Origin of the sequence: Gilvibacter sp., from assembly GCF_965601605.1 — a bacterium.
GTDB lineage: Bacteria > Bacteroidota > Bacteroidia > Flavobacteriales > Flavobacteriaceae > Gilvibacter.
This window is the reverse complement of record NZ_CBFCWJ010000035.1, coordinates 13,014-33,200: the sequence shown is the minus strand read 5'-3', so window position 1 is coordinate 33,200 and position 20,187 is coordinate 13,014. Positions and strand designations below refer to the sequence as shown.

At 43.3% G+C, this 20,187-nt stretch carries 22 protein-coding genes and 1 pseudogene; 14 read left to right on the top strand and 9 right to left on the bottom strand.

What is annotated here, in order from left to right:
- The first annotated feature begins 15 nt into the window (after positions 1–15).
- The 9 genes and pseudogenes from ACSLP7_RS09685 to ribB all read left to right on the top strand — a co-directional run bounded on the left by ACSLP7_RS09685 (position 16) and on the right by ribB (position 10,069).
- Positions 16–1,233, top strand: coding sequence for an aminotransferase class I/II-fold pyridoxal phosphate-dependent enzyme (locus tag ACSLP7_RS09685; protein WP_435579169.1), 1,218 nt, complete (start codon positions 16–18; stop codon positions 1,231–1,233).
- Between the two features lie 115 nt (positions 1,234–1,348).
- On the top strand, positions 1,349–2,821 hold the full coding sequence (gene nhaC, locus ACSLP7_RS09680) for a Na+/H+ antiporter NhaC (protein WP_435579112.1): 1,473 nt from the start codon (positions 1,349–1,351) through the stop codon (positions 2,819–2,821).
- 70 nt (positions 2,822–2,891) lie between these two features.
- Positions 2,892–3,389 carry a thiol peroxidase gene (gene tpx, locus ACSLP7_RS09675; protein ID WP_435579111.1) on the top strand — a complete coding sequence of 166 codons (498 nt, stop codon included), beginning with the start codon at positions 2,892–2,894 and terminating at the stop codon, positions 3,387–3,389.
- A 3-nt stretch (positions 3,390–3,392) separates the two neighbouring features.
- A complete protein-coding gene (locus ACSLP7_RS09670; protein ID WP_435579110.1) occupies positions 3,393–3,755 on the top strand; it encodes a diacylglycerol kinase in 363 nt (120 codons plus the stop codon).
- 54 nt (positions 3,756–3,809) lie between these two features.
- The gene (locus tag ACSLP7_RS09665; protein WP_435579109.1) at positions 3,810–6,218 is read left to right on the top strand and encodes a DNA translocase FtsK; all 2,409 of its coding nucleotides are present in this window, start codon (positions 3,810–3,812) and stop codon (positions 6,216–6,218) included.
- Positions 6,219–6,262: 44 nt separating this feature from the next.
- Positions 6,263–6,904, top strand: a complete 642-nt coding sequence (locus ACSLP7_RS09660) for a LolA family protein (RefSeq protein ID WP_435579108.1) — start codon at positions 6,263–6,265, stop codon at positions 6,902–6,904.
- Between the two features lie 76 nt (positions 6,905–6,980).
- Positions 6,981–8,681 carry an LptF/LptG family permease gene (locus ACSLP7_RS09655; RefSeq protein ID WP_435579107.1) on the top strand — a complete coding sequence of 567 codons (1,701 nt, stop codon included), beginning with the start codon at positions 6,981–6,983 and terminating at the stop codon, positions 8,679–8,681.
- A complete protein-coding gene (locus ACSLP7_RS09650; RefSeq protein WP_435579106.1) occupies positions 8,674–8,895 on the top strand; it encodes a hypothetical protein in 222 nt (73 codons plus the stop codon). Before ACSLP7_RS09655 ends, ACSLP7_RS09650 begins: the two co-directional genes overlap by 8 nt.
- A gap of 30 nt (positions 8,896–8,925) precedes the next feature.
- A pseudogene (gene ribB, locus ACSLP7_RS09645) lies at positions 8,926–10,069 on the top strand (3,4-dihydroxy-2-butanone-4-phosphate synthase).
- Here the strand turns inward: ribB and ACSLP7_RS09640 are convergent.
- The 3 genes from ACSLP7_RS09640 to ACSLP7_RS09630 all read right to left on the bottom strand — a co-directional run bounded on the left by ACSLP7_RS09640 (position 10,066) and on the right by ACSLP7_RS09630 (position 12,801).
- Positions 10,066–11,256, bottom strand: coding sequence for a DegT/DnrJ/EryC1/StrS family aminotransferase (locus tag ACSLP7_RS09640; protein WP_435579105.1), 1,191 nt, complete (start codon positions 11,254–11,256; stop codon positions 10,066–10,068). The pseudogene ribB and the gene ACSLP7_RS09640 sit on opposite strands and share 4 nt — an antisense overlap.
- A gap of 64 nt (positions 11,257–11,320) precedes the next feature.
- On the bottom strand, positions 11,321–11,959 hold the full coding sequence (locus tag ACSLP7_RS09635) for an NAD(P)H-dependent oxidoreductase (RefSeq protein WP_435579104.1): 639 nt from the start codon (positions 11,957–11,959) through the stop codon (positions 11,321–11,323).
- 83 nt (positions 11,960–12,042) lie between these two features.
- Positions 12,043–12,801 carry a sulfite exporter TauE/SafE family protein gene (locus ACSLP7_RS09630; RefSeq protein WP_291186192.1) on the bottom strand — a complete coding sequence of 253 codons (759 nt, stop codon included), beginning with the start codon at positions 12,799–12,801 and terminating at the stop codon, positions 12,043–12,045.
- A gap of 166 nt (positions 12,802–12,967) precedes the next feature.
- Between ACSLP7_RS09630 and ACSLP7_RS09625 the strand changes: the two genes are divergently transcribed.
- Genes ACSLP7_RS09625 through ACSLP7_RS09615 form a run of 3 tightly spaced genes read left to right on the top strand, consistent with a single transcriptional unit; the run spans position 12,968 to position 15,492 of the window.
- Complete coding sequence (locus ACSLP7_RS09625; protein ID WP_435579103.1) at positions 12,968–13,237, top strand: hypothetical protein; 270 nt, start codon at positions 12,968–12,970, stop codon at positions 13,235–13,237.
- 49 nt (positions 13,238–13,286) lie between these two features.
- Entirely contained in the window at positions 13,287–14,861 is a 1,575-nt protein-coding gene (locus tag ACSLP7_RS09620) for a SulP family inorganic anion transporter (protein ID WP_435579102.1), read from the top strand.
- 4 nt (positions 14,862–14,865) lie between these two features.
- Positions 14,866–15,492: a carbonic anhydrase family protein gene (locus ACSLP7_RS09615; RefSeq protein ID WP_435579101.1), complete on the top strand. Its 627-nt coding sequence runs from the start codon at positions 14,866–14,868 to the stop codon at positions 15,490–15,492.
- Between the two features lie 46 nt (positions 15,493–15,538).
- Here ACSLP7_RS09615 and ACSLP7_RS09610 read toward each other — a convergent pair whose 3' ends face one another.
- Positions 15,539–15,988, bottom strand: a complete 450-nt coding sequence (locus tag ACSLP7_RS09610) for a Na(+)-translocating NADH-quinone reductase subunit F (RefSeq protein WP_435579100.1) — start codon at positions 15,986–15,988, stop codon at positions 15,539–15,541.
- A 110-nt stretch (positions 15,989–16,098) separates the two neighbouring features.
- Here ACSLP7_RS09610 and ACSLP7_RS09605 point away from each other — a divergent pair, with 110 nt between their 5' ends.
- The gene (locus ACSLP7_RS09605) at positions 16,099–16,536 is read left to right on the top strand and encodes a YHS domain-containing (seleno)protein (protein WP_435579099.1); all 438 of its coding nucleotides are present in this window, start codon (positions 16,099–16,101) and stop codon (positions 16,534–16,536) included.
- An 8-nt stretch (positions 16,537–16,544) separates the two neighbouring features.
- Here ACSLP7_RS09605 and ACSLP7_RS09600 read toward each other — a convergent pair whose 3' ends face one another.
- Positions 16,545–17,003 carry a hypothetical protein gene (locus ACSLP7_RS09600; protein ID WP_435579098.1) on the bottom strand — a complete coding sequence of 153 codons (459 nt, stop codon included), beginning with the start codon at positions 17,001–17,003 and terminating at the stop codon, positions 16,545–16,547.
- Between the two features lie 199 nt (positions 17,004–17,202).
- Here ACSLP7_RS09600 and ACSLP7_RS09595 point away from each other — a divergent pair, with 199 nt between their 5' ends.
- A complete protein-coding gene (locus tag ACSLP7_RS09595; protein WP_435579097.1) occupies positions 17,203–17,616 on the top strand; it encodes a hypothetical protein in 414 nt (137 codons plus the stop codon).
- Here ACSLP7_RS09595 and ACSLP7_RS09590 read toward each other — a convergent pair whose 3' ends face one another.
- The 4 genes from ACSLP7_RS09590 to ACSLP7_RS09575 form a co-directional block, all read right to left on the bottom strand.
- Positions 17,617–17,901, bottom strand: coding sequence for a DUF2188 domain-containing protein (locus tag ACSLP7_RS09590; RefSeq protein ID WP_435579096.1), 285 nt, complete (start codon positions 17,899–17,901; stop codon positions 17,617–17,619). It lies immediately after the preceding gene.
- A gap of 18 nt (positions 17,902–17,919) precedes the next feature.
- Positions 17,920–18,309 (bottom strand): response regulator, encoded by a 390-nt coding sequence (locus ACSLP7_RS09585; RefSeq protein ID WP_435579095.1) that lies wholly within the window; start codon positions 18,307–18,309, stop codon positions 17,920–17,922.
- Positions 18,310–18,314: 5 nt separating this feature from the next.
- A complete protein-coding gene (locus ACSLP7_RS09580; RefSeq protein WP_435579094.1) occupies positions 18,315–19,457 on the bottom strand; it encodes a sensor histidine kinase in 1,143 nt (380 codons plus the stop codon).
- Between the two features lie 318 nt (positions 19,458–19,775).
- The gene (locus ACSLP7_RS09575) at positions 19,776–20,132 is read right to left on the bottom strand and encodes a hypothetical protein (RefSeq protein ID WP_435579093.1); all 357 of its coding nucleotides are present in this window, start codon (positions 20,130–20,132) and stop codon (positions 19,776–19,778) included.
- Positions 20,133–20,187 lie beyond the last annotated feature (55 nt).

The window sequence follows — 20,187 nt, the reverse complement described above, 5'->3', positions numbered from 1 at the left end:
AAAACCCTAGTTAAAATGGCATTTAAACCTGCAAACAATATTCAAGACCTCCAATACTTTGGAGAATTTGGTGGTGTCAACCCTTCCATCTCGGATTCCTCCACCTATACCTTCCTTTCAGCAAAGACGATGTTTGACACTTTTGAAGGCAACGCTGACGGTTGTTATCTCTACTCGCGACACAGCTCACCGAGCAACCTGTATTTGGGAGAAGCGCTGGCCGCTTTAGAAGGCACAGAGACGGCCAATGTGACCGCAAGTGGTATGGGCGCTATCTGTCCGGTTTTGCTGCAGTTATGTGGTCAAGGCGATCATATTGTTTCAAGCAGAACGATCTATGGAGGAACCTATGCTTTCTTAAAGAACTTCACCCCAAGAATGGGCATAAGCACTAGTTTTGTTGACATTACTAAATTGGATTTGGTTGAGGCAGCTATTACTGAAAACACCAAGGTCCTCTACTGTGAAGCCGTCAGCAACCCGCTCTTGGAGGTTGCCGATATTGCAGCCTTATCACAATTGGCCAAAAAACACGGATTGAAGTTGGTGGTTGATAATACCTTCTCCCCGCTTTCTATTCCTGCGGGCCGACTAGGTGCCGATGTGATCATTCACAGTTTGACCAAATTCATCAACGGATCTTCGGATACGGTTGGTGGAGTTATCTGCGGAACTCAAGAATTTATCGATCAGCTGCGCAACGTCAATGATGGTGCGGCCATGCTTTTGGGCAGCACCATGGACAGTATGCGGGCAGCGTCTATTTTAAAGAACCTTCGTACGCTTCATATCCGCATGAAACAACACAGTCATAATGCATTCTACTTGGCGCAAGCCTTTGAGAGTTTAGGCCTAAAAACAGTTTACCCAGGCTTACCTTCGCATCCAAGTCATAAAGTGTTCTCACAAATGATGAATGCAGAGTACGGCTTTGGCGGTATGTTGACTGTTGACGTAGGTAGCTTAGATAAAGCCAACGAACTCATGGAATTGATGCAAGAGCGCAATCTGGGTTATTTAGCGGTTAGTCTTGGATTTTACAAAACCCTTTTCAGTGCACCAGGGAGCTCTACCTCTTCTGAGATCCCTGCAGATGAACAAGAAGCAATGGGTCTGAGTGATGGGTTGATTCGTTTTTCTGTCGGCTTGGATAATGATATCGCTCGTACCTTCAAACAGATGAAAGCCTGTATGGAAGCCGTTGGAGTGCTACAGACTGCGGAACTGGTTTAAGCACAACCACTTGAAAACACAAACGGGCCTCGCGCCCGTTTTTTGTTTTGCCCCAATGCTGCGTTTGCAATTCGGAGGCTAAAATCGTAACATTACAGTTCTATAAACTAACAGCATGCAGAACGATCCCGACAATATTGAAAAGATCCCCATTGAAGATCAAAAAATCATAGACAATAAAGAGCTGAACATTTTGGAAGCTCTGGTACCTGTGGTCATCCTTATGGGGCTTTTGGCTTATAACATCTTTGTCAAAGACGGGGCTTGGTTGGGAGATTTCTCCAATCAATTCATCCTGCTTATCGGCGGTGGAGTTGCCTTAATTCTAGGGCTTTTCAATAAAGTGACCATATCGCAGATGATTCAAGAGGTTTGGGAGAACCTAAAAAGTGTGTTTGTACCTATCTTGATTTTATTGCTTGTGGGAGCATTAGCGGGAACCTGGCTGGTCAGCGGTGTTATTCCGGCAATGGTTTATTACGGCTTAAAGGTGTTGAGCCCTGAGATCTTTTTACCCGCATCTGTTATAATCTCTGCCATTATCTCTATTGCAACCGGAAGTAGCTGGACCACCTCTGCCACAGTAGGTATTGCCCTTGTGGGAATTGGGGTTGCATTAGGCATTTCTGGAGGTATGATCGCTGGAGCGGTTATTTCTGGAGCGTATTTTGGCGATAAGATGTCGCCGCTAAGTGATACCACCAATCTAGCACCAGCAATGGCTGGGACAGACCTCTTTACGCATATCAAATACATGGCGATCACGACAGTGCCTTCTATTGTGATCACCCTTATTGTATTTAGCATTCTAAGTTTTAGTGCCGATGTTAGTGGAGACGCCGATGTCTCTTCTATCCTAGCCACTATTGACGCAACATTCAACATCAACCCTTGGCTGTTTGGTGTACCCTTGGTAGTAATTGGAATGATCCTTTTAAAGGCCAAACCCTTAGTTGCGCTTTCCGGAGGAATCGTTGCGGCGATAATCTTTGCGCTGATTTTTCAGGCCGATGTTCTTGGGCGAATCGCAGATTCTAATATCACAGCTGTTTTCAATGCGATCTTTGTAGATACGGCTGTGGAGACTGACAACCCAGACCTGAACGATCTTTTTGCCGCTGGCGGCATGTGGGGCATGAATTGGACCATTGCTCTAATCCTTTGCGCTATGGTCTTTGGAGGCGTCATGGATGCCATTGGTGCTCTGGCAAGAATCACCAAAGCATTATTGAGTCTTGCGGATTCTGTTTTTGGTTTGTTCGCTTCTACGGTGATCAGCTGTTTAGGGCTCAATGTCGTAGCTTCAGATCAGTATTTGGCATTAGTTATTCCAGGGAAAATGTTTAAGCAGGCCTATGAGGACCGCGGATTGGCTCCGGAGAACTTATCCAGAACCCTCGAAGACAGCGGTACGGTAACATCTGTATTGGTGCCATGGAATACTTGCGGAGCTTACCAGAGTGGCGTTTTAGGTGTTCCCGTAGTTGACTATTTTGCCTTTGCGATCTTTAATTGGTTGAGCCCATTTATGACTTTGATCTTCGCTGCTTTCCGTATCAAGATCCGTCAATTAGCGACCTCAAAATAATCGACATTTTTTAAGAGTTCCTTAATGATATCTCTTTAAGGGCATCGTATTTTTGTAAAAAACAACAACTATGGCTTCTATTACCTTGGGCGGAAACCCCGCCGAAACTGTAGGATCACTTCCTGCTGTTGGATCTCAAGCTCCTGACTTTAGCTTGGTAGCCAACGATATGTCAACAAAAACACTCGCAGATTACGCGGGTAAAAATGTAATCTTAAACATCTTCCCTTCTGTAAACACAGGAGTATGTGCTGCCTCTGCAAGACGCTTTAACGAGGAGGCTTCTAGATTGGAGAACACTACTGTGCTTTGCGTTTCTAAAGACCTTCCTTTTGCACAGCAACAGTTCTGTGCTGCAGAAGGTATTGAGAACGTAGAGATGCTCTCTGATTTTAAAACCGGAGCTTTTGGACAAGACTACGGTGTAACTATTAAAGGCGGAGCCTTTGATGCACTCCACTCTAGAGCTGTTGTAGTAGCAGACGCTAACGGAAACGTGATCTACAACCAGCAAGTGGCTGAAGTTGGAGAAGAGCCTGACTACGCTGCTGCACTCGCTGCGCTATAAACAATGAAAAACACCTTCATCGGCAAACGATTAATGGCGTTTAAATACGCCGGCCGCGGGGCCTGGCTGCTGCTCAAGAATGAGGCCAGTATCCAGGTTCAAGCGGTTATTGCCGTGGTGGTGACCGTAGCGGGATTCTATTTTGAGATCACCGCTACAGAATGGATCCTTCAATTTTTTGCCATTGGTTTGGTCATGGCCACAGAAGGTGCCAACACAGCGATTGAAGAAATCGCGAACTTCATCCACCCAGAGAGACATCCTAAAATTGGCTATATCAAAGACGTAGCTGCAGGCGCTGTATTTTTTGCTGCAGTTATCGCAATTGTCATTGGTTGTATCATCTATATTCCCTACTTTGGCTAAGTACTATTTACATTAGGTAAGACGTTAACAATTTGTACCTTTGTTTTACCCTTTATGGCCAAAAAGAAAACTACTAAACGCAGCGCTAAAAAAGCCAAACGATTCCAATTACCAAAACTGACCCTTAACCGGCAACAGCAGGTGGTTCTGGGGAGTTTTTTAATGCTCTTTGGTCTGGCGTTGACCCTAGCCTTTGCGAGCTTCTTTTTTAACTGGCAACAAGACCAATCCATTTTAGGGGAGTTGAGCAATAGAGATACCGAAGCCGCGAACCTCTTGAGTAAATTCGGAGCAGGTTTAGGGAACTTTTTCATTTATAAAGGTGTGGGTATTGCCGCCTTTATTTTCTCTACCCTCATCACTTTAAGTGGAATCTATTTCTTTTTTGATTTAAAGCGGACAGCACTAGGTCGTTTTTGGTTTTGGGGCTTATTGGTTATGCTTTGGTTAGCCGTTTTCTTCGGATTCTTTAGTAGCCAAGGTGGAATTTTAGCAGGAACTGTAGGATATGAAATGAACGATTTCTTGCAGGATTATTTAGGTTTCACAGGTACTGCCATTCTGATGGCCTTCTTGCTGATCGCCTATTTGGTATTGCGTTTACGAGTGACTCCGGATAAGGTTGCAGCCAAACTCAAAAAGACCAAAGAATCCATAGCAGAGGACTTTAAAGACGAAGCTTCTTCAACAGAAGAGTCCACAGAAACACAAACCATTGCTGAGTCAGAAGAAACTGTATTACCTGCACCAGAGCCCATAACGGTTACACCGGTGGCAGAAGAAAAACAGTCGAAACCTCTGGAACTCACTCCGGACCCTGAATTGGATAACATCCAACTTAAAAAACCGAAGACTGAGAAGCAAGAAGAAGAGGTCACAATGGAAGTTGAAGCGGCCGTTGAGGAAGAAGAACTTCCGGCAGATAAGACCGCTCAAAAACTAGTAGAAGACTTTGGTGAGTTTGACCCAACCTTGGAGTTAGGTAACTATAAGTTTCCGCCTTTAGAACTGCTAAAAGATTATACGGGCGGTGCGGGGATCACTATCAATCAGGAGGAACTTGAAGAAAACAAGAACCGTATTGTAGAAACCCTACGCAATTACAAGATCGCTATTGCGCAGATCAAAGCCACTGTGGGTCCTACGGTAACCCTTTATGAGATCATTCCGGAAGCCGGGATCAGAATTTCAAAGATCAAGAATCTGGAAGACGATATAGCCCTGTCACTGGCTGCCCTTGGTATTCGTATCATTGCACCGATCCCTGGGAAAGGAACCATCGGTATTGAAGTGCCCAATAAAAATCCACGCATTGTATCGATGCGCTCGGTGATTGCAGCAAATAAATTCCAACAGGCAGAAATGGCCTTGCCACTTGCCCTAGGAAAGACCATCGCCAACGAGACCTTTGTCGTGGATCTTGCTAAGATGCCACACTTGCTCATGGCAGGGGCTACGGGACAAGGTAAGTCGGTTGGATTGAACGCCATATTGACCTCCCTACTTTACAAGAAGCATCCGGCAGAGGTGAAATTCGTTTTGGTGGACCCTAAAAAGGTAGAACTGACCTTGTTCAACAAAATTGAACGCCACTATCTGGCTAAGCTACCTGACACTGAAGAAGCCATCATTACAGACACCACAAAAGTGATCTACACTTTAAACTCGCTCTGTATTGAAATGGACGCGCGTTACGACTTGCTTAAAGATGCTATGGTTCGTAACATTAAAGAATACAATACCAAGTTCAAGGCACGAAAGCTCAATCCGAATAATGGACACCGCTTTTTACCCTATATCATCTTGGTAGTTGATGAATTCGCGGATCTGATCATGACCGCAGGAAAAGAGGTGGAAACACCTATTGCTCGTTTGGCTCAGTTGGCTCGAGCAATTGGAATCCACTTGATCATTGCCACCCAAAGACCTTCTGTAAATGTAATTACGGGTATCATCAAAGCGAACTTCCCGGCACGTATTGCCTTTAGAGTAACCTCTAAGATCGACTCACGCACCATTTTGGATGCTACAGGGGCCGATCAGCTTATTGGTCGCGGAGACATGCTTTACACCCAAGGAAACGAGGTGATCCGACTGCAATGTGCTTTTGTCGATACCCCAGAGGTGTCTAAGATCACGGATTATATCGGCGGACAAAAGGCCTACCCAGATGCGCATCTGTTACCAGAATACGTAGGAGAAGAAAGTGGTACAAATCTTGATATATCTAAAGACGACCGCGATTCGCTGTTCCGTGAAGCGGCAGAAGTGCTGGTAATTGCCCAGCAAGGCTCTGCCTCTTTATTGCAGCGCAAACTCAAATTGGGATACAACCGAGCAGGACGTATCATTGATCAATTGGAGGCTGCAGGAATTGTTGGCCCTTTTGAAGGCAGTAAAGCCAGACAGGTTTTGGTCCCGACCATTGAAGCCTTGAATCAGTTGTTGGATAATGAAGTATAAATCAAAAATGAAGTTGCACTGAGCAACAAAAAAACTTAGAAACCATGAGATCGATACTACTCGGTTGTTTATTAGTTTTAAGCGGAGGATTTGCCGCTGCACAGGACGCGAAGACTTTGTTGGATGAGGTATCCGCTAAAGTGCGTTCTTATGAAAATATTGTCATCGATTTTAAATACAGCCTCAACAATGAGAAGCAAAATGTAAAGCAAGATACCCGTGGCAATGTGACCTTGGAGGGAGATAAATACCATCTCAATATGCTGGGAACTACCCGCATCAGTGATGGCGTTAATATTTACTCCATTGTCCCTGAAGATGAAGAAGTCACCATCTCTACCATTGGCAGTGATGAAAATACAGGCATTACTCCTAGTGAAATGCTGACCTTCTATGAAGAGGGCTATACGTATAAAATGGACATCGTTCAAAACGTAAAAGGACGTAAGATCCAATACGTTAAATTGATGCCGATAGACAGCAATGCAGAGATCAAGGATATCTTGCTGGGTATTGATAGCATGACCAAGCATATTTACAAGCTGATTCAAACCGATGCCAATGGGACAGAGTTTACTATTACTGTTAATTCTTTTAAAACCAATCAGCCCATTTCAAAAACCTTGTTTAGTTTTGATCAGCCTAAGTATGAAGCAGACGGCTATTATATCAACAGGCTGAACTAGCGGCATTTGAAAATTCTTGATCGTTACATACTGGTCACCTACATACGCACTTTTTTTAAGCGTATTCTTTATCCTGATGTTCATTTTTATCCTCCAGACCATCTGGTTGTATATCTCTGAACTGGCGGGAAAGGGATTGGACATGGTAGTAGTACTGAAATTTTTGATGTACTTCTCCCCCAAGCTGATTCCGCTAGTATTACCACTGACGATCCTGGTTTCATCCCTTATGGTTTTTGGGAACTTTGCAGAAAAGTACGAGTTCGCTGCCATGAAATCTACGGGTATCTCGCTGCAACGCGCTATGCGTAGCTTGACCCTCTTTATTGTGACCATAAGCTTTACGGCTTTTTGGTTTGCCAACAGTGTTATTCCATGGGCAGAATATAAATCCTTAAACCTCAGGCGGAACATTGCCCAAAAGAAACCTGCCATGGTTATTGCAGAAGGGCAATTCAGCTCTATTGGTGATGAGCTCAACATCAAGGTAGAAGAAAAGTCGGGGGATCGAGACCAGTATCTGGATCAAGTGATCATCCACAAGAAAAAACCAAAGATTGCCGGGAACTATACGGTCATGGTCGCCGAGCGTGGGGAATTGATCGGTTCTGAAGATTCCAATCTTTTATCACTCAAACTAGACAATGTATATTATTACGACGAGGTCCAAGTACGGGATGTCAAAAAGAAAAAGCGAAAACCCTTTGTCAAGAGTTATCTGGACACCTATACCATTAACATCGATCTGAGTGAGATCAACAATATTGATCTGGAAGCGGAAGGAGAACTGAGCAATCACGGGATGTATCCTATCTCTGAGCTGATCCCTGCCATCGACACCCTTTCGGATAATTTCTCGACAGACATCAAGACCTTTGCAAACACCATGTACTTGCGCTCCGGGGTTGCGAGTATTGGAGACAATTACGCACCTAAAGAACCTCTGGATTCGATTTACAACCCTTTAGACGCCTTTCAAGTTTCCGATCAGAAGAAGATCATTCAAATAGCCCAAAGTAGCATTAGCGGAACCCTACAGACCTTAGAGGCAAAGAAGGATGAGTTCTTTTTAAAGCGGAAGAACATCATCAAGCACGAAATTGCCCTGCACGAGAAATACGTTTTTGCCATTGCCTGTATCATCTTATTCTTTATTGGAGCGCCCTTGGGGGCGATCATAAGAAAAGGTGGATTTGGCTTGCCTATGGTGATTGCTATTTTGCTCTTTTTGACCTATCACTTTATTGGAATCTTTGCCAAGAACAGTGCAGAAGACGGATCTTTAAACGCTGTATTGGCCACATGGCTCTCTAGTTTGATCCTATTGCCTTTAGGAATTTGGATCACTTATAGAGCCACTACAGACCAAAACGTCTTTGATTTTGACAGTTTCTTTGGAAGATTTAGACGCAAGCGTCAATTGGCACCGGTAATGGCCAATCGGGTTGCCTTGTCCCAAGAGCAGAAAGATGAGCTATACGCCTTAGATAACGACGGGCTTATCCAAGTGGTCAAGTATCACCGAAAATTTGGATATAGCAGTACGTATCGCAATCAGGCCCTACTCTACTTGGAACAACGCGGCATCTCGGAATTGGAACTGCGCATGCAAGGCAATTTTGAAGATCATATCTACAACGAAAGCATATTGGCCTATGGCGAGTACAAGAAATACTCTAAGCAAACACTTTATTTCTACTTGATCAATCTGACTATTGTATTTGCTTGGCTGATCAGCAGTGTATATAGTGCCGGAGAATCTTCTTGGTTTGGTTGAGAAAGCCCTACCGATAATTGCCTATATCAGCTTAGGTATAACCTTGATCAAATTGATCCAAACCTTGATCTGGCACAATAAGATCTACAAAGCCATGAAAAAGAAAACTCCTATTGAAGTTTTTGTGGCGTACATTCTCTTTGGGATTCCGTTTTTCTACTTCTTTAGACGCACTTTCAACAAACGCATTGAAGCAGACATAAAACAACTATAAAGACCGTATCTTTGCATAAATTTTGAATTCATGGAGACGGCTCAATCGCAAATCACACTCAATACTATAGAAGAAGCCATTTCAGACATTCGCGCTGGTAAGGTGGTTATTGTTGTGGATGATGAGAACAGAGAGAATGAAGGTGACTTTATCGCTGCTGCGGAATCTGCAACCCCAGAGATGATCAATTTTATGGCCACTCACGGTCGCGGATTGATCTGCGCTCCGCTTTACCGAGGAGCGATGTCAAGAACTGGAACTCAATATGATGGTAGAAAACAATACGGTTTTACACCATACCCAGTTTACGGTTTCTGTGGATTTGATCGGACACGGTTGTACTACGGGTATTTCTGTACACGATCGTTCCAAAACTATCAAGGCTTTGGTGGACAAAAACACCAAGCCGCATGATTTAGGCCGTCCAGGACATATTTTCCCTTTGCGTGCCAAAGAAGGTGGGGTGCTACGTAGAACCGGGCATACAGAAGCCGCTATTGACCTTGCGCGTCTTGCTGGAATGGAACCTGCAGGAATTTTGGTGGAGATCTTAAATGAAGACGGAACCATGGCGCGTTTACCGCAATTGGTAGATGTCGCTAAGAAATTCGATCTTAAATTGATCTCTATTGAGGATTTGGTTGCCTACCGCATGCAACACGATTCCTTGATTGAGAAAATGGAAGACTTCCAGATCGCCACGAATTTTGGAAGCTACCGTTTACGTGCTTACAAGCAAACCACTAATGATCAAGTACATTTGGCCTTGACCAAAGGCAACTGGACTACTGATGAGCCTGTGGCTGTTCGTATCAATTCTACGCTAGTCAACAACGATATCCTCGGAACGCTGACCAACAACGCAGACAAGAAGCTGGACGATATGTTCAAAGCTGTGGAGAAAGAAGGAAAAGGTGCTGTGGTCTTTATCAATCAGCAATCGCAATCCTTGAATTTACTTAAGCGCTTAGGAGCATTGAAAGAGCAGCAGTCCGGAGACGAAGTGGTAAAAGCACCGCGTATTGCCATGGATAATAAAGACTTCGGAATTGGCGCTCAGATTCTACACGACCTCGGCATTGCTAAGATCCGACTGATCTCAAACAACCAACAGACCAAACGCGTTGGAATGATTGGTTACGGTCTGGAAATCACAGATTATATCAACTACTAAAGGCTAGAAAGCACTTCACGCATGGTCGCGGCACGTTCGCGGACCTGCTCCTCAGTCCACGATAGTTTTACTAAACAGGACAGGTTTCTACCCATCCAATGATCGCTCTTGGAGAAATCTCTATTTTCTAGAGACAACAACTCTGTTTTGATCGCTTCTGATAGTGGTCCTGCTCCTGTAGCATTTTTGAGATGTGCCCATCCTCGGATATAATGCCAATTGTTGTTGTACCAATAGAAACAGGCATCAATACCTGCTTCTGCTAGCGCCTTTTGCGCCTTTGCCGCTTGTTGCTCAGTATCCATAAAGAAATTGATGAAGGAATGATTACCCGCTGCTCCTTCTGGTATTCGACGTGGAGTTACATTAGGTAGATCTTTTAAAGCCTCGGCAATGATGCTGAAGTTTCTCTTCTGAATAGCGAGAATTTCATCAAACTGACTGAGCTGCCCCAAGCCCACTGCAGCTTGTAATTCACTGATGCGGTAATTGTAGCCTAAAAACGGATGGCCTTCTGCCCCACGATCGTTTCCAATATGGTCGTGCCCGTGGTCTTGGTAGTGATCGGCGCGTTTGGCAAATTCCGCATTATTGGTGATCACTCCTCCGCCTTCTCCGCAGGTAATGGTCTTTACAAAATCGAAAGAAAAACATCCCAGATCGCCATAAGCCCCTAAGGCAGTACCTTGGTAGGTTCCACCAATGGCCTGACAAGCATCTTCCAATAATAACAGATCGTGTTTCTCACAGATAGCCTTTAGCGGATCTAGATCTGCCATAGCCCCACACATATGAACCGGCATAACACATTTGGTCTTGTCAGTAATTGCAGCTTCTACGGCTTTTGGATCTAAACAAAGCGTATCATCTATGTCCACCAAAACCGGAACTGCACCTATGGCGATAATAGACTCAAAACTCGCGACAAAGGTGAAGGTGGGCATGATCACTTCATCCCCAGCTCCGATACCAGCAGCTGCTAACGCCACCGTCAAGGCGGCGGTACCGCTGCTAACCAATTGGCAATGGTCAACGCCCATTCGGTCTGCAAAGGCAGTCTCAAATTCTTTGGCCTTCCAGATGCCATCGCGTAGGCCATCAAAGCCGTAACGCATCAAAATACCAGTGTTTAAAACGTCTTGTACGTGTTGGCGTTCTGCAGCGCCAAAAAGTTCAAATCCAGGCATGAGCTATATCTTTTAAGCAAATATAGCATTTGCACGGTGCCCTCAGGCGGGCAATTGTAGAAAGTTATTCAATGTTGATAATCACGTTCTCGCTGCCGCGTCTGACCTTTTTAAGATCGGCCATAAAATCATCTTCAGCACGGTATCCTACTGGTAATACCAAGACCGAATGCAAGCCTTTGGTTTCCAAGTCTAAGAGTTCATCATAAGCCTTCGGATCAAAGCCTTCCATAGGACAGGAATCAATTTGTTCCACCGCGCAGACCGTAAGCAGATTTCCCAAGGCGATATAGGCCTGTTTATCCATCCAACGGCTAATCTCCTGCTCAGTCTTATCAGCAAAACTATCCAACAAATACTTTTCAAAAGGATCTAAGATCTCACGAGGCGTGTTGCGAATTTCCTCCACGCGCTTAAAGTGATCCTTGATGTAATTACTATCTAATGTGCGTTCGCGACAGATCACTAAAAGATGTGAGGCATCACTGACTTGCTGTTGGTTCCAGCTGTGAGCGACCAACTGCTTTTTGAGATCGGCATTGCTAATGACCACCATTTTTAAGGCCTGTAGCCCGTAGGAAGTTGCTGTGAGATTGAAGGACTCACAAAGCGTATCTACTTGCTCTTGGGTCAATTTTTTATTCGGATCGAATTTCTTGGTGGCATAACGCCAATGGAGTTTTTGTACAACTGCTGATTTCATACTGCAAAGATACGACGCTTGCCACTGCGCAGAAACCGCGATTCCATAAGAAACTCAAATAGTAGAAAAAGTACTGTCAATGGCTAGGTGGAGAAAAACCAAAGCTTGGTAGCCATCGCGAGCACCATGATCACCAAGAATATCTTGACCAGTTTATCTCCTTTGTCTACTGCCCAACGGCTCGCCAGCCAAGCCCCGCTTGCACTTCCAATGGACATGACCAAGCCGTAACTCCATTTGATATCCCCGGCCAAGGCAAAGGTCAACAGAGCACCGATGTTGAAAATAAAGACCACAAAGACCTTAACAGCATTGGACTTGACTAAACTCATTCGGTTTACCATGGACAAGACTAAAAGGATTAAAAAGCCGGTTCCGGCCTGAATGAATCCGCCATAAATACCAATGATAAAAAAGAAGCCCATACTGACCCACAAATGTTTACCACTTAGACGTTCAACAACTTCTTTTACACCGCGTTTACGTTGACTCACCAAATAGATCACCACCGCGATCATAACAAAGGCCAGAATCTTATTGAAGAGCGATTCCGGCAGGTCTATGGCGATCCTCGCCCCTATGACAGCTCCCAGCGTAGCTGGAATAGCCAGCCAAATACTGAAGGGAAAGGTATTCACTCCTTTGGAATAAAAACCTGCAGAACTCGATAGGGTTTGCAGCAGTATGCTGATTCGATTGGTTCCATTGGCCACAGCGGCGGGCAAACCCATAAAGATCAACACGGGCAGTGTCAACAACGAGCCTCCTCCCGCAAAGGTATTTACCACACCAGCTACAAAACCGGCGCCGACGAGCAATAAAAGATTCCAATCAAATTCCATCACTCGCAAAAATAAGCCATTAATACACGTAAATCTCGAGGGAGTGAACCAGAACGTTAATAATTTTTAACACCATCGGCATTAAAATCATTTATGATATTCATAAAAAGGCGTTATATTTACCTCTATGAGGAAATCCCTATTTTTATTTGTAATCTCTGGTGTATTGAGTTTATCAATATTGGCTCCCTCTGTTTGTACCTTGCTGGAAATCAGCGCAGAAACCTCTTTAGTTCAAGAAACTGATGACGAATCTAAAAAGGAAAAGACAGAGAAAGAATTAGAGGAAAAGCAATGGGACACCCCTCGTGAGAACAACGCACTTCTCGGTTTTACACAGCTCAGTCAAAATAATTTTGGCACCTACATTTCGGGCTATGCGTTACCGGCCAAGGAAGTGAGTTCCCCACCTCCAGAAGGCATGACCCGCCTCTAGGTCTCATTTCATTTTATTTCAACCGCCCTTAGGGCAAAAATTGCAAGTCATGCTAAAACACATTAAAAACGACTTGCCTGCAAGTATTGTCGTATTCTTCGTTGCACTTCCACTCTGTTTAGGAATTGCACTGGCCAGTGGAGCTCCTCTCTTCTCTGGATTAATTGCAGGTATCATTGGAGGAATTATCGTAGGATCTTTAAGTGGTTCGAGTATTGGAGTTTCTGGACCAGCCGCTGGATTGGCCGCGATCGTATCGGCCGCTATCATTTCCCTGGAAGGCTTTGAGACCTTCTTGCTCGCTGTTGTATTGGCGGGTGCTATTCAGATTGGCTTTGGATTGCTGCGCTTTGGGATCATTGCCTATTACTTCCCATCTTCAGTGATCAAAGGGATGTTAACGGGAATTGGTATTATCATTATCCTTAAAGAAATTCCGCACTTCTTTGGTTACGACAAGGACGCCACAGGCGACTTTGCTTACAACCAAATGGACGGACAGACCACCTTTTCGGAATTAGGCAATATGTTGGATTACATCAGTCCAGGAGCGACACTAATTGCAGTGATCTCTTTGGCAATTCTGATTCTGTGGGATCGTGTCCTGACTAAAAAATCAAACATCTTTAAACTTATCCAAGGCCCTTTAGTAGCGGTTGTTTTGGGGATTATCTTTTTCTCCTTCACCCTTGGGACAGAAATGGAGATCAGTAAAGAACATTTGGTACAAATTCCTGTTCCGGAAAGTTTTGATTCCTTCTTAGGGCAATTCACTTTCCCGAACTGGAGCGCCATTACCAGTTCAGGAATTTGGGTGACCGCCTTTACCATTGCCTTGGTGGCCTCTTTGGAGACGCTACTCTGTGTAGAGGCTACGGATAAACTCGATCCTGAAAAACGCGTAACACCAACCAATAGAGAACTTTTAGCTCAGGGAGCCGGAAACATGGTTTCTGGACTTATTGGAGGATTGCCAATTACTCAGGTGATTGTGCGTAGTTCCACCAACATACAGTCTGGAGGTAAGACCAAGCTTTCAGCAATCATTCACGGATTCTTCTTGATCCTCGCTGTGATTGCTATTCCTACTCTGATGAACAAAATTCCACTTTCTGTTTTGGCTGCGGTTCTACTTGTGGTTGGTTATAAACTTGCCAAGCCTGCCTTGTTTGTAAAGATGTACAATTTAGGTTGGAAGCAGTTTGTACCCTTCGTGGTGACTGTTTTGGGGATTGTTTTCTTAGACCTACTTAAAGGAATTGGTCTGGGATTGGCCGTTGGAATTGTAGTTATCTTGATCAAGAGTTACCAGAACTCACACTTCTTGAATATTGAAGACAAGAGTAATGGCAAGCGCAAGATCAAAATGACCTTGGCAGAAGAAGTTACCTTCTTTAACAAAGGAGCTATTTTGAAGGAATTAGATGCCTTAGAAGAGAACTCCTATTTAGAACTAGACGTGCGCAATACGCGCTATTTAGACAATGACATTATCGAGATACTGGAAGATTTTCAGGAGAAAGCAAGGAACAGGAATATTACTATTAATCTGATATCCGAACGCGGAACTGTTGAAAACCCTGAAAGCTATATCGAATTCTTTAAATTAAAACCCACTTCATAAACAGATGAAAGCACATACTAAAGAAACTCAGGCGGCAATGACCCCCGCCTCCGCCCTCCAAGCATTAATAGATGGTAACAAGCGTTTTATGGCGGGAAAGATGGTTGAAAGAGACCTGAATGAACAAATCGCCGACACGGCCAATGGACAGTTTCCTTTTGCTACTGTACTGCATTGTATCGACTCACGCGTGTCTGCTGAATTACTTTTTGATCAAGGGATTGGTGATGTTTTCAGTATTAGAATTGCAGGAAACTTTGTCAATGACGACATTTTAGGAAGCATGGAGTTCGCTTGTAAATTGGCAGGCACTAAGCTGGTTGTAGTATTAGGACATACTGCTTGCGGTGCCGTAAAAGGTGCTTGTGACCACGCGCGTTTAGGAAACCTAACCACACTGATCAATAAGCTAGAACCAGCTGTAGAAGCTGTTAAAGAGCCGACAGAGCCGGAAGAAAGAACTTCAAAGAACATTGACTTTGTCAATGCTGTAGCGAAGAAAAATGTCGAAATGACCATGAGAAATATTCGAAACAGATCGGCTGTACTCAAAGAAATGGAAGAAGACGGTAGTATTGCTATTGTTGGAGGAATGTATGATATCGCCGATGGAAGCGTGACCTTTTACTAGATCTAATATCACTTAAAAAAAAGCCCGGTTATTGACCGGGCTTTTTTTATGCAGTTTGCAATTGACGTTTTCTGTAAATATCTTCCAAGGCGTTTTTATGTGGTAAAAACTCTGGAATCCTGTCTAAACGACATAGTTCACTAATTGCTGCAAGCAATCCTTGGTAGATCACCTTAGGGTCTGCAGGGTCCTGGGGTCTTTTACTTCTGTGATCTAAGGGTAGATCGTATCCGCAGCCCTTTAAAAAAGCTGCTTCGATTCGCAGCAGTTCACTGGGTTGATATCCGCAATAACGACGACCGATTCCTTCATGCACTTTCCCCACATAGTTCAGATCGAGACTTCCGTGCTGATCGGAAAAATGCTTCCAGGCGCTCCATCCATTACAAAGCGTTCCTACGGCACAACGGCAAGAATCCTCTGGATGTAATTGCCCATTATAAAAACCTTCATAAAGCGCATTGAGCGCTTTGTCAAATCGTGTTGGGGTCTGCATAGCCTTGTTTTTCAGTAAAGTTAAAACGCAATCGGCAAAAAAACAATGCCTGAATTCTGTTTTTCTGTAAGGAGTTGACCAGCCAAGTGACTACACAAAAAAACAAGAAGATGTACAAACAAATCATATTCACGCTTGCTGTTGTGCTGAGCAGCGCTTCCCTATTCGCCCAAGACGTTAACGCTAAAAAAGGAGTTGCTATTCACGGCTATGACGTAGTGGCTTATTTTGACGGAAGCACACAAGAAGGGTCAAAATCTCATGAAATTCAATACGAAGGAACGACCTATCGCTTTTCTTCAGCGACTAACGCAAAGCGTTTTCAAGACAATCCAGAGGGCTTTTTACCCGAATACGGTGGTTATTGCGCCTATGCGATCGCAAAAAATGGAAAGAAGGTAGATGTAAATCCGGAAACCTATGAGATCCGTGATGGAAAGTTGTATCTGTTCTATAATTCTTGGGGAAACAATACCTTAAAAAAATGGCTTAAAGAGCCAGTGGCACTGCAGAAGTTGGCGGATGCCAATTGGAACCCACAAAACTAAGGAGTCTATCAAGGAGTGAATTCCTCCTCAACAAAATAGAATTTCTTTTTGTTGTTCTGAATTTCAATGCGCTCAATAGAATCGAAAGGAATACTAATATCATTACGCTCCGGATTCAAGAAGCTTCTAATACCGCTTAAACTATCATTTTTAAGCTCCATAGTATCAAAATAAAACACTGATTTACGCCCGTTATACTCGTATATACGGGCTTCTATGGTGGGATTGTTCTGTAAAAATTTTGACTGGCCATTCTTGTCTTTGACAAAGACGTATTCCATGTCGTAAGCATAAAAATACACGGGGCCCAGATACAGGCTATCTGTAGAGTCGAGCTGCGTAAATACAGGATACTCTAGCATTTGAATTTTAAAACTTTCGGGGCTGACTGTATAAACCTGACAGCTAATGACTCCCGCAAGAATACCCGATAAAAGCAGCAATTTGATGGCTAGTTTTTGCCCCATACGCATGGATTTACACTTAAATTCATAACAAATTATATGCCAACTATAAGGTACGAATTAATTGTTATTCAAAAAACAGCTGATATCCTTTCAGGCAAGACGATACTAAGGCATTGAAAGTGAATGTCCGTAGGGCAATTAAATAGAAAGAAGAACATAATTTTTGTAACTTCAGAAGATAAAAATCGAGCCAACCCATATGAAAACACTAAAAATATTTTGCCTTTTAGTTACCCTATTCGCTTTACCGACTCTTGTATCTGCTCAGGACGAAACCGCGGAGACCCAACAGTACGAAGCTATCTTTACTGACAAAGACAAAGGATTTTTGCGTTTGTGGTATTATGAGCAAGTCCTAAAAATGGAGTTGGCAGAGGACCAACAAGATGATTACTATACTCTGCTTACCTTCTACACTTACAAAATGACCAAGCTCGCTCTGCCTAAATACGGCTATACCGACGCAGAACAAAAGCAAAAATTTGACGATCTGGTGACGCGCTTAAATGCAGACATGAAGGACTTTTTAAGCCCTGAGAATTATAAGGTCCACTTGGAGAGTTTTAGTAATATCCGCGATAAGGTCTATGCGAAACGCGGCTGGACCGACTAGTTAATCATCAAAGCTGATTCGGTCTCGAATTCCGCCATCTTTGCGGTGAATGATCACATCGGCCTTCTTTTTACGCGCAATACTTTTAGCGCGATTGATCGCTGTACTTTGTTTTCGGTGTTTTGAAGTAATTCGCTTATTTCCTTCTCGGCGTACCGCCCATCCGTCTTCATAAGGAACAACGTGCTGGTGCCAGGTACGCGGACGTGAATTTTTCTGGGTCGCCTCAAAGATCTGAGTAATGATCTCTAATAAGGTCTTTAAGAAGGATTTCTCTTTGGCCATGGGCCGAAGTTAGGGAAATTAATCAAACACATTCATGACTTCTTGGATGGTCATATGATCCAAAGGCTTGTTGATGTATTTGACCACGGTTCTTGACTGATGAGCACGCTCAATGTCTTCTGGATTGAGCGAAGTGCTCAACATAACTACCACCAAATTTTTTCCGCCAGTTTGCTCAAGGACTTCAAAGTTCTCTAAAAACTCCCATCCGTCCATGACTGGCATATTAATGTCTAGGAACAACAGATCAACCTGCTCCTCTCCTGCCTTTAAGTATTCAAGACCTTCAATCGGATTTTCAAATGCCACAATCTCTTCAGTAACATCATTCCTGGTCAGCATAAGCTTGTTGAAGAAATTGGTGTTGTGATCATCATCGACCAACATGATTCGTTTTAATCTTTTCATAAGTACTATTTAGGGATGGTAAAATAAAAAGTGGAGCCCTTACCTACTTCCGAAGTGAGCCAGAGCTCGCCGCGGTGCAACTCAACCACTTTTTTACAGTGAGACAATCCAATTCCCGTACCCGGGTACTCAGCGCGGTTATGCAACCGCTTAAAAACGTCAAAGATTTTTCCAAAATGTTCCTCTGGAATTCCTATGCCGTTATCACTAATGGAGAAAGTATAGTGGGTGTCACTTTCTTCCATGTTTATTTCAACAAAAGGATCTGTATCTGGCGCAGTATACTTGATACCGTTTTGAATGATATTCAAAAACAAACGATGCAAATCACTTCTGTAAGCTTTTATCTTTACTGATTCACCAATGTAAGCCACTACTGCTTGGGAACTTACAATGGTATCGTTCAGGTCAATTTTTATTTCTTCAATAAGTCCGCAAACATCTACCTCGGTCATTTCTGTTTCGCGTCCGATTCGAGAATACTCCAAGAGAGAAGTAATAAAATCTTTCATTCTGTAAGCAGATCCCTGAATTACCTGTAAACATTCGTTCACTAAATCATTAGAGCTATCAATCTCTTCTTGAAGTAGTTTGGAGAAGGACAATATGGAGTTCAAAGGTTCCTGTAGATCGTGAGAAGCGATATAGGTAAACTGCTCCAATTCCTTGTTTTTATTAATTAAGGCGGTGTTCAAATCAATAAGGCGTTGGCTCGACTCCCGTTCTGAGGTATAGTTAACCACTGAAGTTATATTGTTGTGTGCACCGAGCATGCGAATGGGCTTACCCGATTCATCGCTAATCATCATTCCCCGACAACGTATGTATACCGTTGATCCGTCTTTGTGGGTGTAGCGCACAATTTGATCGTATGGAATTTGTGGGTTTTCAAAATGCCTGTTCAGCATTTCTCCAGCGATTTTTAAATCATCCTGGTTGATGATATCGCGCCAGGCAGAAGCTTCATGTGGCATTAAGGCCGGATCATAGCCCAACTCCGTCCAGAATTTAGAGCTCATCCATTCTACCTCTGGGTTTTCGAGGTCCCAATACCAAATACCATCGAGAGATCCCTTCTGAATGAAATCAAAGATTCTCGAGTCTTTTTTAACTAAATCATAAAGCTCTTTCTTTAAATAATGGTCCATGCTTTACTCTAATTAAAAAATTAGTTCAACTACATTAGGCAGTATAACTACCTGATTAAGCCACACAGGAATGGCTCCAATAAAATGGGGGGTATGTAAAATAGCCGAGGGTTCGAATTGCTACCGAATCTTCTGAATCAAAGTTTAGAATACTGCTTACAGGGAAGCGAAGCACGTTAGTCCCAAACTTATTTAACGACCCATGAACCTACAATCATGCTATCAACTGCAAGATAAGGAATAATTAAAGTAGAATTAAACTAAATAAGGAATCGAGTTCTAGAATAAAAATCTAGTAAAGCAATTTTATGCCGTCTATTATTCTGCTTTTGCCTTAAAAACTGGATTTCGAAGGTGAGCAGCAAAAACTGTCGCAATGACAATCAACAGTACAACTTCATGAGGTTTTCCTTTGTAAAGATGAATTCCTGTAATTAAACTCATATAAAGGACCAGCAATGCTGCGCCATAAAGGACTGTTCTTGGAAGAAGAAACAAGACTGTCGCGATCAATAAGAAAATTCCAGTTGCAATCATTATTGCTGGACTGTCTACAACTTTCCCAGCCTGATCCGCATTAAAGATTTTATCCAGAGCATTAGGCACATAGATTAAACAAAGTAATAAGGAAGGAAGCCAACGAAAGATCGAGGCTAGGTTTTGATTAGCTTTCATGCTATTTGGTTATTGTATCTGCCTGTATGCTCAGCAACTTCTGCTCCAACTTAAA